Origin of the sequence: Paenibacillus sp. MSJ-34 (assembly GCF_018918005.1) — a bacterium.
In the GTDB taxonomy this organism is placed as follows: Bacteria; Bacillota; Bacilli; order Paenibacillales; family Paenibacillaceae; genus MSJ-34.
On record NZ_JAHLPR010000048.1, the window covers coordinates 1 to 15,515 of the forward strand.

18 protein-coding genes are annotated in these 15,515 nt (G+C 50.3%); 4 read left to right on the forward strand and 14 right to left on the reverse strand.

Going from position 1 to position 15,515, the window contains the following annotated elements; genetic code table 11:
* Nucleotides 1-563: 563 nt before the first annotated feature.
* From KQI79_RS21795 to KQI79_RS21860, 14 genes are all read right to left on the reverse strand, one after another.
* Nucleotides 564-737 carry a hypothetical protein gene (locus tag KQI79_RS21795; protein WP_216540420.1) on the reverse strand — a complete coding sequence of 58 codons (174 nt, stop codon included), beginning with the start codon at nt 735-737 and terminating at the stop codon, nt 564-566.
* A gap of 137 nt (nt 738-874) precedes the next feature.
* Entirely contained in the window at nt 875-2,098 is a 1,224-nt protein-coding gene (locus KQI79_RS21800) for an Rne/Rng family ribonuclease (RefSeq protein ID WP_216540421.1), read from the reverse strand.
* 37 nt (nt 2,099-2,135) lie between these two features.
* Complete coding sequence (locus KQI79_RS21805) at nt 2,136-2,984, reverse strand: M50 family metallopeptidase (RefSeq protein ID WP_216540422.1); 849 nt, start codon at nt 2,982-2,984, stop codon at nt 2,136-2,138.
* Nucleotides 2,977-3,858: a M23 family metallopeptidase gene (locus KQI79_RS21810; protein WP_216540423.1), complete on the reverse strand. Its 882-nt coding sequence runs from the start codon at nt 3,856-3,858 to the stop codon at nt 2,977-2,979. The genes KQI79_RS21805 and KQI79_RS21810 overlap by 8 nt, the downstream gene beginning before the upstream one ends.
* 109 nt (nt 3,859-3,967) lie before the next feature.
* Nucleotides 3,968-5,119 (reverse strand): FtsW/RodA/SpoVE family cell cycle protein, encoded by a 1,152-nt coding sequence (locus tag KQI79_RS21815; RefSeq protein WP_216540465.1) that lies wholly within the window; start codon nt 5,117-5,119, stop codon nt 3,968-3,970.
* Between the two features lie 5 nt (nt 5,120-5,124).
* Nucleotides 5,125-5,919, reverse strand: coding sequence for a septum site-determining protein MinD (gene minD / locus KQI79_RS21820; protein ID WP_216540424.1), 795 nt, complete (start codon nt 5,917-5,919; stop codon nt 5,125-5,127).
* A 5-nt stretch (nt 5,920-5,924) separates the two neighbouring features.
* Nucleotides 5,925-6,584: a septum site-determining protein MinC gene (minC, locus tag KQI79_RS21825; RefSeq protein WP_216540425.1), complete on the reverse strand. Its 660-nt coding sequence runs from the start codon at nt 6,582-6,584 to the stop codon at nt 5,925-5,927.
* Nucleotides 6,585-6,692: 108 nt separating this feature from the next.
* Nucleotides 6,693-7,211: a rod shape-determining protein MreD gene (mreD, locus tag KQI79_RS21830; RefSeq protein WP_367398227.1), complete on the reverse strand. Its 519-nt coding sequence runs from the start codon at nt 7,209-7,211 to the stop codon at nt 6,693-6,695.
* A 5-nt stretch (nt 7,212-7,216) separates the two neighbouring features.
* A complete protein-coding gene (gene mreC / locus KQI79_RS21835) occupies nt 7,217-8,089 on the reverse strand; it encodes a rod shape-determining protein MreC (RefSeq protein WP_216540427.1) in 873 nt (290 codons plus the stop codon).
* Nucleotides 8,090-8,092: 3 nt separating this feature from the next.
* Nucleotides 8,093-9,127: a rod shape-determining protein gene (locus KQI79_RS21840; protein WP_216540428.1), complete on the reverse strand. Its 1,035-nt coding sequence runs from the start codon at nt 9,125-9,127 to the stop codon at nt 8,093-8,095.
* A 52-nt stretch (nt 9,128-9,179) separates the two neighbouring features.
* Entirely contained in the window at nt 9,180-9,869 is a 690-nt protein-coding gene (gene radC, locus KQI79_RS21845; RefSeq protein ID WP_216540429.1) for a RadC family protein, read from the reverse strand.
* A gap of 30 nt (nt 9,870-9,899) precedes the next feature.
* Nucleotides 9,900-10,499, reverse strand: coding sequence for a Maf family protein (locus tag KQI79_RS21850; protein WP_216540430.1), 600 nt, complete (start codon nt 10,497-10,499; stop codon nt 9,900-9,902).
* A gap of 151 nt (nt 10,500-10,650) precedes the next feature.
* Entirely contained in the window at nt 10,651-11,841 is a 1,191-nt protein-coding gene (locus KQI79_RS21855) for an SPOR domain-containing protein (protein ID WP_216540431.1), read from the reverse strand.
* Between the two features lie 130 nt (nt 11,842-11,971).
* Entirely contained in the window at nt 11,972-12,178 is a 207-nt protein-coding gene (locus KQI79_RS21860; RefSeq protein ID WP_216540432.1) for a DUF1657 domain-containing protein, read from the reverse strand.
* Between the two features lie 210 nt (nt 12,179-12,388).
* Between KQI79_RS21860 and KQI79_RS21865 the strand changes: the two genes are divergently transcribed.
* The 4 genes from KQI79_RS21865 (at nt 12,389) to KQI79_RS21880 (ending at nt 15,475) form a co-directional block, all read left to right on the forward strand.
* Nucleotides 12,389-13,249: a DUF421 domain-containing protein gene (locus KQI79_RS21865; RefSeq protein ID WP_216540433.1), complete on the forward strand. Its 861-nt coding sequence runs from the start codon at nt 12,389-12,391 to the stop codon at nt 13,247-13,249.
* Between the two features lie 32 nt (nt 13,250-13,281).
* Nucleotides 13,282-13,758 (forward strand): stage V sporulation protein AC, encoded by a 477-nt coding sequence (gene spoVAC, locus KQI79_RS21870; protein ID WP_216540434.1) that lies wholly within the window; start codon nt 13,282-13,284, stop codon nt 13,756-13,758.
* 4 nt (nt 13,759-13,762) lie between these two features.
* Nucleotides 13,763-14,779 carry a stage V sporulation protein AD gene (gene spoVAD, locus KQI79_RS21875; RefSeq protein WP_216540435.1) on the forward strand — a complete coding sequence of 339 codons (1,017 nt, stop codon included), beginning with the start codon at nt 13,763-13,765 and terminating at the stop codon, nt 14,777-14,779.
* Between the two features lie 66 nt (nt 14,780-14,845).
* The gene (locus tag KQI79_RS21880) at nt 14,846-15,475 is read left to right on the forward strand and encodes a YitT family protein (protein WP_356710033.1); all 630 of its coding nucleotides are present in this window, start codon (nt 14,846-14,848) and stop codon (nt 15,473-15,475) included.
* Nucleotides 15,476-15,515 lie beyond the last annotated feature (40 nt).

Below are 15,515 nucleotides of genomic sequence, written 5' to 3' on the forward strand. Positions count from 1 at the left end.
GTAGACTTCACCTAAAAGGTGCTCCTCTCTTTGGGTGTAGTGTTCTCGACAAACACCATTCTACCAAAGATTTGGGCACTTTTTTATGTTTTCAATGAACGGTACTTTCGAAATTTAGGATTATTTCATATTGTCGTTGCATCTCTTCTTTACTAAGATTCGTTTCAGAATAATTTGCAAAAACAGCATTAGGAGTTAACAATAAAAGTAAAGTAATAATAAATAAAGGGAATCTCTTCTTCATAAATATCATCTCCTTTTTATTCGTCATCCTCCATTTGATTTACATTCTACCATATAATACCTATTATTTCAACTAATATTAGGTAAATTTAACTAGAGTTTACTCTTTGAACAAAGCTACCTTCCAAATCAATTAAAAATGAGGTCCCGTTTATAAAAAGGGGGCTCCCCCATTTAGATAAGTCTCCAAATGATAGAACCCCAAATTACTAAAGTTATCAATTCTCAATTCATATTATTGTCCTATATTTCTGTTACTTTTGATAAAATTTTATAATTAACTTGATATGTCTTGGATTATGAAATAAATCGAAACCAACTTAAGTATTATTATTCTCTTTTATTTCAAGTAATTGCCTTTCAATTCGCTGTAAAGATTTATTTATCCCAACGAAAAATCTAACTATTTTCCTAATTAGGATAAAAAGTAAAATAAGAAATATTACTATTAAAAAACCATTGAGCAATAAATATGAACTTACTTCATATTTCATACTCACACCTCCTAAAACAATGATAGCTTAGTCAATCTTTTTCTTTTATGATATAAAAAAGTTCCAATTATAAGAATAGTATATCAATTTTTCATTTACTTTAGAATTGTGAATCATAAGTTTTTAACTTTATCATACTACGCATTTATTCTGCCCGTCCCCCGGCAAGCCGCACACGGCTCGTACAGAACATGATCGCGCACTTTTTTGCGGGTCATTTCGAGCAAGCCGAGTCTTGTCCAACCGACGACCAAGCATTTGGTGCGGTCCTTCTTCAACAATTGCTCCAGTCTGTCGATAATGTACTGCCTGTGCTCTTCTTGTTCCATATCGATGAAATCGACGATGATGATGCCGCCGATATCCCGCAGCCGCACCAGTCTCGCGATTTCCTCCGCCGCCTCCACATTCGCCGCAAACACGGTATCTTCAAGGTCGTGATTGCCGATATATTTGCCGGTATTGACATCGATCACCGTGAGCGCTTCCGTATGGTCCAGAACGAGATACGCGCCGTTATCGAGCCAAATTTTGCGCTGGAACGCCCGGTCGAGCTGTTCCTGTATCCGGAAATGTTGAAATATCGGCTCCGCCTCCTTGTAGTAACGAATTCGCGGAACGAGCAGCGGCTCCATATTCCGCAGCAGCGAAACGATTTGCCCGTATATTTCCTTATCGTCGACGAACAACTCTTCCGTTTGAGGCGTAAAAATATCGCGCACTAGCCGCTCCACCATGCTTAGGTCATGATGAATCTCCAGCGGAGCGGGGCTTGTCTCCGCGCGCTGCTCGATCCGCCGCCATTGCTCGCGCAAATGCGCGAGATCGTCCGCGACCGCATCCCGGCTCGCTCCTTCCGCTACGGTGCGCATGATCAGTCCTTCGCCCGGCTGCCGCAGATGGTCTCCTATTACCTTTAACCTGCCGCGCTCCGTTTCATTCTCGATTTTTTTGGAGACACCGACATAATCCGCATGCGGCATATACACGATCGTGCGGCCGGGCAACGAATAATGCGTCGTCACGCGCGCTCCTTTGCCGCCAAACGGCTCCTTCATCACTTGCACGACCAATTCTTGGCCAACGTCAAGCAAGCTGTCGATCGAAGGTTTCTCCTTCGGCTGCTTTTCCAAATGCGGATGCAATACATCATCAACATATAAAAAGGCGTTTTTCTTCAAGCCGATATCTACAAATGCCGCTTGCATACCAGGCAGCACATTGACGACACGGCCTTTATAAAAACCGCCGACCAATTGCTTTCCTTGAACGCGTTCCACCGCGAATTCGACCAATCGCCCGTCTTCCAACAACGCCATTTGCGTCTTATCCCGTTCGCAGTGAACAACCATTTGCTGCACGGTCTCACCCCAGTCCCAAGCGTAAATTCATAACAGATTAGATTTCCTTTGCAAAATAGGAGTCGATCAAGCGCTGTTCCGGCAAGACCGCAACGATTTTCCCATGACCGTTCATCACGTACACGACATGATACTTCCCCCTCATAAATAGACGCAATACATCCTGCAAAGGTTGCGCTGCATGGACAACAATCGGCACCGCGGCCACGCCGCGCCTAATTTGGGCCGAAGCGAGACGCTCGCGGCCCACCATAAAACGGACGAACCGGTAAGGGATGTTGCGGTAGTCATACCAGTTCGAATACAGCAAAAATAAGCCGATCACCAACAAATTCAACTCGATCTCTCCGTGGCGAAATAAAGGCAAAACCGCATATCCCACAATCAGCCCGCTAAACGCCACGCTCAACCGAAAACTCCATATCATCGTCCGATGATACGGAAACCATAAGCTGAACAGCGAATGAACGATTCGCCCTCCGTCGAGCGGCAATACGGGCAACAAATTGAATAGCGCGATGACCGCGTTCGCCTTGATGAAATAGCTCGTCCACTCGGCATCCCACCAACCAAGGCGGAATGCGGCCCAGCCGACGATGATCATAAGGGCGTTCTGCAAAGGGCCGGCGATGGCGATTGCAATTTCCTCCCAAGCCGAGCCTCGTCCCGATTCGTCCATCACCGCCACGCCGCCGAAAGGCAGCAGCTTGATTTCTTTCACTTCCCATCCGAAGCTTCTGGCCGCCGCCGCATGTCCTAATTCATGAACGAGCACGATCGCGAATAATGTAATCATTTCAATGAAATGACCGGTGAAAATGGAAGCCAGCATGACCATGATAAACAGAGGATGCAGCGAAAACTCGATACCGCCCCATTTAATCAAATGCGATCACATCCGCAGGGTCCACGTAACGCCCGTCCTTTTTCAGGGCAAAATACAACATGGGCGCGGCGCCGCTCGCCTCCCTCGATTCGGACAGCGTCCCGATTTCATGGCCGGCCTGCACCCAGTCGTTTACCTTGACTTCGGCCTCGCCCAGCCTTCCGTACACCGACAAATATTGACCCGCATGCTGAATCGCAACCGTCAATCCAAGCTCCGGATCGCGGGAAACTTGAACGACGCGGCCGGTATCGACGGCTTTCACGGAATAATCATGGTTGGAAGAGGATGAGGCGATTTCGATTCCTTTCAACGTCATCGCAAACGATTGAACGACAGATCCGTCGAGCGGGACGACAAACGCTACCGTCGAATTCGCTTTCTCCGCCCGATTGTCCGTCGTTTGAAATATCGGAATAAACGAAGGCGCTCCGCCGAACGTTTGCTCATACCATGCGGCAATCGCCTGGAAATTCATCTCTTCGGTCAGAGCTTGGGCGATAAACGACTTGGCGGGCCCGGCCCAAGGCTTCTGCACTTGAAACAAGCCCCACACCGCGGCAAAGAGCAACGCGCAAACGGCCAATTTGACGCCAAACGAGCGGATGGCCGAAGAACCGTTCCTTTCGGGCGTTTCCGGGTCCTCGCCGCCTCCCGCCGCCGGCGGGCTGTTCCATAGCTGGTTGCGCTGCTGCTTCCACACTTGTTCCGGATCCGGTTCGGGCGCATTCGAAAGCGGCAATTCGGATATCGGCCGATGCGCCGAATTCGAACGCGGCGGGAAAGTTTTCTCTTCCTGCCTTTCCGGCTGCGATTCCAATAAACTTCGAATTTTGCGCTGACGGCGTTCCCGGACATTGTCTTTAATGTGCATAAGGACGTTCCCCTTCTACTCTTTTTCCTGTTTGTACATAATTATGACAAGCCCGGCCTGTTTATGAACGCGAAGCGCAAGCAAAAAGCCGGCGCGAATGCGCGCCGGCTTAATCGTTTAGTTCGTATTTGACTTGATGAATTTTAATGCTGAGTACGATTCCGATACAGATCATATTGAGCATTAACGAAGTTCCGCCGTAACTGACGAAAGGCAGCGTAATGCCCGTAATCGGCATTAACCCGATCATCATCCCGATATTTTCGAAGATTTGGAACACGAACATCGAGACGATACCGATAATAATATACGAGCCTCGCCTGTCGTTGCACTGAAAGGCGATCAAAATCATCCTGTATATAAGCAAAAAATAAAGCAGCAGCAAAATGGAAGCGCCTTGGAATCCGAACTCTTCGCCGATGACGACGAAGATGGAGTCCGAATACGGGTACGGGATAAATTTTTTGCTTTTCATTTGGCCTTTCATATATCCGTCCCCGGACAAGCCGCCCGAACCGATCGCGATCATCGCATTTTCGGATTGATGCTTCTCGTCGACGGTCGCGCTCTCCGGATTAATGAACGTATTAATCCGTTGATACCAATGCACTTTATTTTTGCTGTCCAAATAATCTTTAATTTCCGAATTAAAGGTATTAAACAGAAAGATAAACAGCACCATGCCGGCGATAATGACCGCAAGACCGATGAGCACATGGGTATATTTCACGTTGCCGATCCAGAACATGCCGAGCAAGATGAAAACATAAATAATGGCGTTTCCGAGATCCGGCTGCACGAGCACGAGCACAAACGGGACGAAAACGAGCACCCCGATCGGAATGACGTCCCGGCGGAAGCGAAGCGGGTCCCCGTCGCGCCTGCCCATCAAATAAGCGACAGCGATTATAATCGCAATCTTCATCATTTCCGCAGGCTGGAATTGGAGCAATCCGCCAGGCAGTACGAACCAGCCGATCGCTCCGTTCACCTTCGAGCCGAAAAAAAAGACCAGTACGAGGAGCGCGATCCCGAACCCGAATAAGAAAAGCCATCCTTTCAGAAAAATCCGGTAATCGAACATCGTTAAGGCAAAAATGATGACAAACCCGACGCCGTAAAACAAAAGCGTCTTGATGTCGTAATTCGGAAATTTCGGATCGTCAAACGTCGCGCTGCGAACGACGACGAAACTGATAAACATAAATACGATCAGTAATAATATAATGCTCCAATCTATTTTTTTCAGCTTGTTCAGCACTTGCATCAACCCATTCCAAAAAACTTCTTCATCCGGTGGAGCATCCCCGATTTCTGATCAAGCTGCATAAGCGGAACCGTATCGCCCAAAATGCGGCGGGCGATATTCCGGTAGGCGATCGCCGCGCGGGAATCCGGATTCATTACGGTTGGCTCGCCGGAATTCGCGGCTTTGATCACCATCTCGTCGTCCGGCACAATGCCGATCAAGTCGATGGCCAGCACTTGCAATATCTCGTCGATGTCAAGCATATCGCCCGATTTGACCATATTGGAGCGAATCCGGTTGACGACGAGTTTCGGCGCTCCGATATGGGAGTTTTCCAACAAGCCGATGATCCGGTCGGCGTCGCGCACGGCGGCATTCTCCGGCGTCGTGACGACGATAGCGCGATCGGCTCCGGCGATCGCATTTTTGAACCCTTGCTCAATGCCTGCCGGGCAATCGATAATAACGTATTCGAATTCTTTCTTCAATTCCAGTACGATATCTTTCACCTGTTCCGGGGAAATGGCGTTCTTATCTTTCGTTTGCGCGGCGGGCAGCATATAAAGCTCCTCGAAACGCTTATCTTTTACGAGCGCCTGCTGCAGACGGCAGCGGCCGTCCGCCACGTCGCACAGATCGTAAATAATTCGATTTTCCAATCCCATCACGACATCCAAGTTTCGCAGTCCGATATCGGTATCGACCATGCATACTTTCTTTTCAAGCAACGCCAGAGCGGTGCCCAAATTCGCGGATGTCGTCGTTTTTCCCACTCCGCCTTTGCCTGAAGTGATGACTATTGCCTCTCCCATTCGTTCTACACCCCTTTAAAAAGTTGGCTATTGCGACGCAAGCGAGTGATATTCGTAAGTTTGTCGATTTCCATAGCCCCGTCTTTCAAATAAGCGAACTCCATATTCGAGTCGGCGTCGCCCCACTCGTCCGGCGGGCGGCTGATCACGTCGGCAATTCGAAGCTGTGTCGGCGTTAATTGGGAAGCGGCGATAATCGCGTCTTCGTTGCCGTTATACCCGGCATGCGCCATTCCCCGGAGCTTTCCCATAATATAAATGTCGCCCGTACATGTAACGGTTCCCCCCGGATTGACATCGCCGAGAAACAGCAAATGGCCGTCATGATGCATAACTTGTCCGGATCGGACCATTCCCGTCATAATTGTAATACGGTCCCCGGAATCCTCCGCGGGCGCGGCCGCGTCCGACTCGACCGAACGGATCAACAAATTCCCTTTTTGCTTCAAAATATTTATGATCTCTTCACGCTGGTTCTCGGACATTTCACGCGAACCGCATTTCACATCGACATGCATAATCGGCCCGGTTAATATATTTTGATGCGAATGTTCCAGTTTATATTTCAGTTCTTCCAACAGTTCGGAAAACTCGCATTGATCGTCCAACAGGAACACCAGGCCGTCTTTGATTCCTTTAATCGTGACGCGATGCTTTGTCCTCATAAACGGCTGTCCCTCCTATCTATTCAATTCGTGCTGACACCGCAAAGTTCCTGCATGCCGAGAAAATCCGTATGTAGGAGCGCGTTTGAAGCAGCGCGGGAATCTTTCCTATTGTTCTTCTTCCGGCTTTTTGCGATCCCCGTCCAAAGCGCGGCGCACAGGAACGTATACGATGAGTGCAAATAAAAGCTGAAGGAACAGACTTGGTATAATATGATGGAGCAGCGCCCAATCATACGGCTGGTGTGTAACGCGAAATAGCGTATAGACGGCGAATACGACCGTATCGAACAGCCAATTGCCAAGCAAGACGATAAACATCATCCAGCCGAGCATGATCCGTTTGCCGCCTGTCAGCCGCCCGATCAAATAAGCCGAAATTCCCATGCTGAAAGAATAAACTCCAATCATATGTCCGTAATAAACGATATCATGCAATATACCGAAAATAAGTCCCAAACCGAGTCCGACATACCGATGCCTGTATACGGCATAAAACAATATAACCACGAAAACGAAATGAGGAACGATTCTCGTCTGCCATGCGTCGGGGATGATCCACGGCATGACCGTTCCTTCGATCAAAAAGAGTACGATTAACAGGAGGATCAACCATCTACGCTGCATCGCCATTACTCCTCTATTTCCGGCACAACGACGAATAATTCCTTCCAATTGCCGAACGTGGCCGCGGGTTCGATCGTTGCCGTATGCGTCAAGCCGAAATCACCGACCTGGCGCGAAATGACCTTACCGATAATCATCCCGCGCGGGAAAGCTTCTCCCAGTCCGGAAGAAACGACGATATCGCCTTTGTCCAGCTTATCCTTCTCCGCGATTTTGGTCATTAGAAAGGTGCCGGTTTCTTCATCGTAGCTTTCCACCATTCCGAACGACTCGTTCTCTTTGCCGAGGACCGTGGCGGCGATCGCATTCGAATTCGGGTTGCGTTCGTCCAAATCGGTAAGCAGCTTGACGGTCGACGAGAACGGGCTCACCTGGCTGACCGTTCCGACGAGTCCCTCGACGGAAATGACCGCCATATTGTTCTTCACTCCGTTCTTCTCCCCGATATTAATCGTAATCGTCCGATTCAGCGGATCCGGACTCGCGCTGACGACCTGGGCGATTTTATATTCGTATTTGTACATTTTCTTCTGGTTTTCGGTAAAATGGAGCTCGTTTTGCAGCCGTTCGTTGTCCGCTTCGATAAAATTGTATTTCGCTTTATCGCGGATATAATGTGAGACCGCGATTTTCAGCTGCTCATTCTCCTCGTATACCTTACGCATATTGGCGATATCTTCAAACAAGCCCGCTATAAAGCCAGCGGGCTTGTAAAAAATGTTCTGCGCGAACGCTACCGTATCGTTAATAAACTTCTCGGGCCATGACAATTGGCTTCTCTTGCCAAGCGTAAAACCCATAAGAGCGATAAATAAGATTAGCCCCAACAACAAAATGAATAAACGTTTATTCCCCAGTAGCTTGAACAGTTTAAACACCTCTTATCGTTTGGAACGAACGGCCGAACTGCTCTTCGATTTAAACAAATGAATGTTCTCAAGCGCGCGCCCCGTGCCTTTTGCCACGCAATCGAGCGGATCGTCCGCCACGAGCACCGGCATTCCGGTTTCCCGCGCGAGCAATTTGTCCAAATTGCGCAGCAGCGCGCCTCCGCCTGTCAGCACAATGCCGCGGTCCATAATATCTGCGGCAAGCTCCGGAGGACATTTCTCCAACGTCACTTTCACCGCCTCGACGATCGCCGTCACCGTATCGGTTAAAGCGTCCGTAATTTCATCGGATGTGATGCTAAGCGTTTTCGGCAAGCCGGTAACGAGGTCCCGTCCGCGAATTTCGACAGACTCCACTTGGTCGAGCGGCAGCGCCGATCCGATATCCATCTTTAATTGTTCCGACGTTCTTTCGCCGATCATTAAATTATACGACCGTTTAATGTATTGAATGATCGAATCGTCCATCTCATCTCCGGCCACACGCACCGACCTGCTGGTTACGATGCCGCCGAGCGAGATGACCGCCACTTCCGTCGTACCGCCGCCGATGTCGACGACCATGCTCCCGGTTGGCTCCCATACGGGCAAATCCGCGCCGATCGCCGCAGCGAACGGCTCTTCGATCGTATAAGCTTCACGCGCTCCCGCCTGCTTCGTCGCGTCTTCAACCGCGCGTTGTTCTACCGCCGTAATCCCCGAAGGCACGCAAACCATCACATTCGGATGCCGGGGAAAAATAGACCGGTTATTCTGCGCCTGACGAATAAAATATTTGATCATCGTCGCCGTTGTGTCGAAATCGGCGATAACCCCGTCCTTCATCGGGCGAATGGCTCGAATATTCCCCGGCGTTCTGCCGATCATTTTCTTCGCGGATTCTCCGACCGCTTCGATCGTTTTTGTATCTGTACGCAGAGCGACCACGGAAGGCTCTCTTACGACAACTCCTTTTCCTCTTACATAAACAAGCGTATTCGCTGTACCCAAATCGATGCCCAAATCTTTCGTGAAGCTACCAAACATGCTGTTTATCTCCTTTTCCTCTATCAATGTTCCTCATATCTTTTCAATTATATTACATAAGCCCTTGTTCCTTCAAACTGATAAAACTGCCATCTCCGATAATCAGGTGATCGAGCACGTCGATTCCGATAATCTCGCCCGCTTCAACCAACCGCCGGGTTAACCCGATGTCTTCCGCGCTTGGCGTCGGATCGCCGCTCGGATGGTTATGCGCGCATATCACCGAAGCGCTGCTGCATTTGATCGCCGCGCGAAAAATTTCGCGCGGATGCACGATGGAGGCGTTCAAGCTGCCCATAGACAGCGTCTCTTGTGCAATAAGATGGTTTTTCGTATTTAGAAAGAGGCATACGAAATGCTCCTTCTGCAAATAACGCATTTGTTCCGAGAGCAGATCGGCCGCGTCTTGCGGCTTGCGTATCGTTATCGTCTCGTTGAGACGCGATTGCGCAAGCCTTCGGCCAAGCTCGATTCCGGCTTTCAATTGAATCGCCTTAGCAAGTCCCATTCCTTTCATTTCCGTCATTTCTTCGATGCTTATATCGACTAAATTGCGTAGTCCTCCGATTTGGCGCAGCATGCGTTGTGCCATATGTACGGCGGATTCCCGCCTCGTTCCGGTTCGCAGCAATATTGCAAGCAATTCCGCGTGGCTGAGCGAACTCGCCCCGTACTGCATCAAGCGCTCTCTCGGACGTTCTTCGCGGGGGAGATCGCGCAAAGTATAACTATGCGCTTCCATCCAAAACCCTCTTTTCTCAAAATAGTGCGTTTATAAGACTTCGATGCCGAATGAAGCAAGCATGTCGCTGAGCAGCGACAACGGCAAACCGACGACGTTGAAATAACATCCTTCGATCGATTCCACGATCGTCGCTCCCAAGCCTTGAATCGCGTAAGCCCCCGCTTTGTCGTCAGGCTCTCCGCTTGCGGCGTAGGCTGCGATTTGCCGTTCAGTGAGCGGCTTCATCCGTACATGCGTCATACGGTGGGACGCTTCGGTGCGTCCTGTTCGCATATCGATGCAGACGACCCCGGTAAATACTTGATGGGATCTTCCTTGCAACCGGCGCAGCATCGACGCCGCATCCTCGCGGTCCTTCGGCTTGCCGAGCACTTCGTCGTCCAGTACGACAACCGTATCGGCGCCGATGACGATCGATTCGTTCGGCGGCGCAAGCCGTTCGCTGACGGCTTGCGCTTTGCGCAATGCCAATTGCTCCACCGTATGCGCGGGCGTCCAGTCGGGAGGCGTCGATTCGTCGACATCGCTTGCCACAATTTCAAATGGCAATCCCAATGAACGAATGAGCTCTTGCCTTCGTGGAGAAGAAGAAGCTAATATTAGCAGATGACTGTTCCAATGGTTCAAACGGATAACTCCTTCGCCAATTTTTTACACCTTTGTCTATTATACTTTGTATTTTGCGACAACACAAACGAAAATCCGACAGCGTACATTAAGCGGTACACTGCCGGATTTTCCGCATTCCCCGGCATTTTGCGGAGGATGACAGGCATGTTTACGTCCCGATCGTCTCCAGGAAAGATTTTTCCAGCATAATATAATCCATCATCGCGGATTGAACTTCCCATAAATGGGTTTCCGACGTTTTTTTGTTATATTCGTTCATCGCAACGACGGCGCTGTTCATCGCTTTCGTCATTTGCGACCATAGTTCCTTCGCTTCGGCCGGCAATCCGCTCTGCGCCTTGCTCTCGAGCTCGGTCCAGCGCTGATGCTCGTTACGGATCGCTTGCAGTTGGGATTCGCTTAACGCCTTCGGTTCCTTCTCCATGAGCCGCGCGATCGCCACATCGTTCAACAATCGAACCATGCCCGCGGACTGCTCGAAATATTGGGACACTTGCTTTGCGTCTCCCGCATAAGTCATTTGGCTTATGGCCGGCAGTTCGACCGTCCGTACGTAAAATTCGATTCCTTGCGCTTTAAATTGCTGGGTAAGCAGCATCGCGTCTTCCCGCGCCACGGCGACGCCGGCGTATACCCTGTTTTTGTCTCCCGTATCGGCGTATGCCGCAAGTCCCTTCTGCTGCAGCTCTTGCTTCGCCTGATTGACGCCCTCTAAGCCGCTGAAGACGCCGTATTGGAGCATATAATAGTTTTGGGCCGGAATGTCGACGGCGACGCTTAGCGGCTGCGTCTGTACGGTTGCGGCTTCCTTCGCCTCGGGATCGGCCTGTTTCACATCCGTCCGGCCGCTTGGCGCAATTGCTGCGCCGGTTTTCACATCGTCGGCGACGAGCTTGTCCAACCCCGGAATTTGCACGTCCCCGTTAAACAGCGATAATACGACGAATCCGAATATGGCGCCTGTCGCGATTGCGCCGGTTACCGATATGAATATTTTGAACCATGAAGGGCTTCCCGGCGTCCGGTAGCTGCCCCCCTTCCACGTTTCGTCCACCTCGACATAGCCCGTCTCGCCATCCCAAACAATCGTGTCCGCCTCTTCTTTCCCGTCTTGTTCCGGCCGCTCTTTCCCGGCAGGAATTTGCGGCATCCGATCGGACTCGCGGATTTCCCGCTCGATCGCATCGAGCTCGTCTTGCGGAGAGCTCCATACACCGTAATCGCTCTTATATTCGTTCAAGGAAACGACTTTCGTCTCGGATTGTTCCTGCATCGCCGCGTTATTCGCAGGCTTGCGGTTCGGCTCGTCAAAGCGGAACGTCATCTTTGCTTTATTCATGCAAATCCCTCTCTTCCATGTCCATTCTTCTATTTTCACTCTATGATAGAGTCGAAGAAATTATGATAGATTTGGGAACGCAAAAATCCCGACATCTTTGCAATCCATGACGTCGGGATTCGTCGGCGCATTAAAACCCTTTGTATTGCGGCTCCTCGTTTTCCAACTGTTGAACGCGGCTTTCCACTTGTTGAACGATTTGCTGCGTCGTTTTCGCCGCATTCTCGAACAGCGTTTTCGCTTCTTGATTTTGCGTGCTCAGCGCAAACGTTTCAAGGTCTGCCTGTGCGCCTTTCAGCGAGGCCAGCGTCGTTTTGACTTGGGATCCAACGGTCATTGATTCACACCTCCTCTCTTCACGTAACGAAACATAATGTAACCGTAATGGCGGCAATTCATACGATGGGTTCGGACAAACCTTACGCGATGCGGATTTCACTTCGATGCACCGCCGCAAGAATAATCTTTGGCGAAAGAGGGTACCTTTTCTATTGACTGCTGGTAGCGGAATTCATCGACATTCATGTACGAAAGGCGAGTGATCAGCATGCCCGAATGGTTAGCGACGGCTCTGCGCACCTTATTGTCCGTTGCGGTGCTATTTACCTTGACGAAGTTATTGGGAAAAAGACAAGTTTCGCAGCTCTCCCTGTTCGAATACATTACCGGCATTACGATCGGGAGCTTGACAGCTTATGTATCAATGGACCTGGAAAAGCATTGGGTACTCGGCATCGTATCGTTGGTCGTATGGGTAGGAGTCTCTTTAGCGATCGAATTTGTTCAATTAAAAAGCAAAAAAATACGCGATTTTGTTGACGGCAAAGGTACCGTTCTCATCAAAGACGGCAAAATCATGGACGACAATATGAAAAAAGAGAGGATTACCAGCGACGAACTGCTCGAACTGTTGCGTAAAAAAAATGCATTTAAAGCGGCGGATGTCGAATTTGCGGTCATGGAGCCAAGCGGAGAACTCAACGTAATGCTGAAGAAAGAGAATCAGCCTCTAACGCCGAAACATCTCGGAATTAAAGTCGGGCCGGAACAAGAGCCGCAAGCCGTTATTATGGACGGCAAAATATTGGACGAACCGCTCGCAACGTTGGGATTGAACCGAAGATGGCTTCATACCGAATTAAAAAAGCTGGGGGTATCGCTCGATAACGTTTTTGTCGGCCAAGTCGACAGTTACGGCCAATTCTATGCCGATTTGTACGACGACCAAATTAAGGTTCCGGAGCCGATGCAAAAAGCTTCGCTCTACGCGACGCTGAAAAAATGCGAAGCGGATCTCGAACTGTACGGATTGTCGACGGACGAAGCGAGCGTGAAAGAGCTATACCGGCAATGTTCGGAGCAAATGCAAGGCGTCATTGAAGATATGAAACCGTTGCTTACACGGTAAGCGGCATCGCGAATACTTAAGGAGGAAATCCAATGTCAAGCAAAAATAAAGATTTAACGCCCGTGCAGCAAGAATATAAAGAACTGGCCAAGCGCAACGAACCTCCGCGTCCGGTGCTCAAAAATTGTTTGCTGGCGTTTCTGTCGGGCGGAACGATCTGCCTGATCGGGCAAGCGATACAGCAGATGTTCATCAAATGGGGCGGGTTTAGCGAGAAGGAAGCGGGCAATCCGACCGTTGCCGTGCTCGTCATTATCTCCGTCATCCTTACCAGCCTAGGGGTGTACGATAAAATTGCGCAGTGGGCGGGCGCCGGCACAGCCGTTCCGGTTACGGGCTTCGCCAATTCGATGGCTTCCGCGGCGATCGAGCATCGCAGCGAAGGGGTTGTGCTCGGCGTGGGCGGCAAAATGTTCAAAATCGCCGGACCCGTTATCGTCTTCGGCACCGTAGCCGCATTTATCGTCGGCATTCTCCACTGGATTTTCAATCCGAATATGGGGGGATAACCAAATGACGTTAAAAGGGCATCAAAGCTGGCGTTTCGAGAATAAACCGAGAATTGTCGGAACGGCTACGGTTGTCGGCCCCTTCGAAGGTCAAGGCCCGCTTGCCGACGATTTCGACATCATCCACGGCGAGTTGATGATGGGGCAAAAAAGTTGGGAAAAAGCGGAGAAGAAATTGATGGAAGAAGCGGCGACGTTGGCGATCGAGAATGCCGGGTTAACGAAAGAGCAAGTCCAATTTTATGTCGGCGGCGACTTGAACAATCAAATCATCAGCAGCAGCTTTAGCGCCAGAACGCTCGGCATTCCTTATCTCGGCGTCTTCGGCGCTTGTTCGACCTCGATGGAAAGCTTGGCCCTCGCTTCGCTTATGGTCAACACAGGTTCGGCGAAATACGCGCTTGCCGGCACTTGCAGCCATAACGCAGGCATCGAAAAACAATTCCGCTATCCGACGGAATACGGCTCGCAGAAGCCTCCGACCGCTCAATTCACTGTAACGGGGGCAGGGGCGGCCGTCGTATCGCTCAAAGGAGAGGGACCGGCCGTAACATCGGCTACGATCGGCCGGGTCGTCGATATGGGAATTAGCGATCCGTTCAATATGGGCGCGGCGATGGCTCCTGCGGCGGTCGACACGATACAAGCGCATTTCAGGGATTTGCAAATCCAACCGGGGCATTACGACTTGATCGTTACCGGAGATCTATCGAAAGTGGGCTATGCGATCGCCTGCGATTTGTTGAAAAAACATAACGTTCCGATGAACCAAACGACGTATCAGGATTGCGGCATGATGATCTACGACTACGAGAAGCAAATGGTGCAGGCGGGGGCGAGCGGATGCGCTTGTTCGGCCGTCGTCACTTACGGCCATCTGATTCGCCGGCTGCTCGCCGGCGAATTGAAGCGAATTCTCGTCGTGGCAACCGGGGCGCTGCTGTCTCCCCTGTCATACCAGCAAGGGGAAACCATTCCTTGCATCGCACATGCGGTGTCCATCGAATATGCGGACGCTTGACTGCATATAAATAGACAAGTATGCAATAGGGAATTCATCCTGCATTTTCGGGACGGGGGCTGATGTTTGTTGCGATCGCTCAAAAGGTGGTTGGCGATCATTGCGGGGAGCTTAATGATCGCGATCGGAATTAATTATTTTCTGATTCCTTTCAGCATTTTGGACGGAGGAATTATCGGAATCGCCTTAATTGCCAAATATTTATGGGGCGCCAAAGTCGGACTGACGATGATCGTATGCAGCATTCCGATTTTTATGCTGGCATGGTTCCGGTACCGTCCTTATTTTTATTTAAGCTTCCCGGGCATGCTCATCTCCTCGCTGTTTACGGATGCGCTCTATCCGTCGCTTTATTACTTTACGTACTATGTGAAACTAAGTCCGTTGATGAGCGCCGCGATCGGCGGCATCTTCATGGGGGGCGGCCTCGGCGTGATGCTTCGTTACGAAACCAGTACCGGGGGGACGGACTTGGTCGCCAAATTTATTGCCGACTATTATTTGGTCAATGTCGGCTTTACGATTTTTATTATCGACGGGATGATCGTCACTTTGGGCGGCATGCTTTTCTCCGCGGAAACGTTTCTGCTGTCCGTCGTTACGATATTCGTCGGCGGAATCGTAACCGGACTATGCTGTTTGAACCGCAATACGCTGCATTCGGGACCGCCTGCCGGACATCGGCGCTTCGGTTGAACAGCGGCGTGAAAACCAACAAAAAAAGGACCGCCCCCTT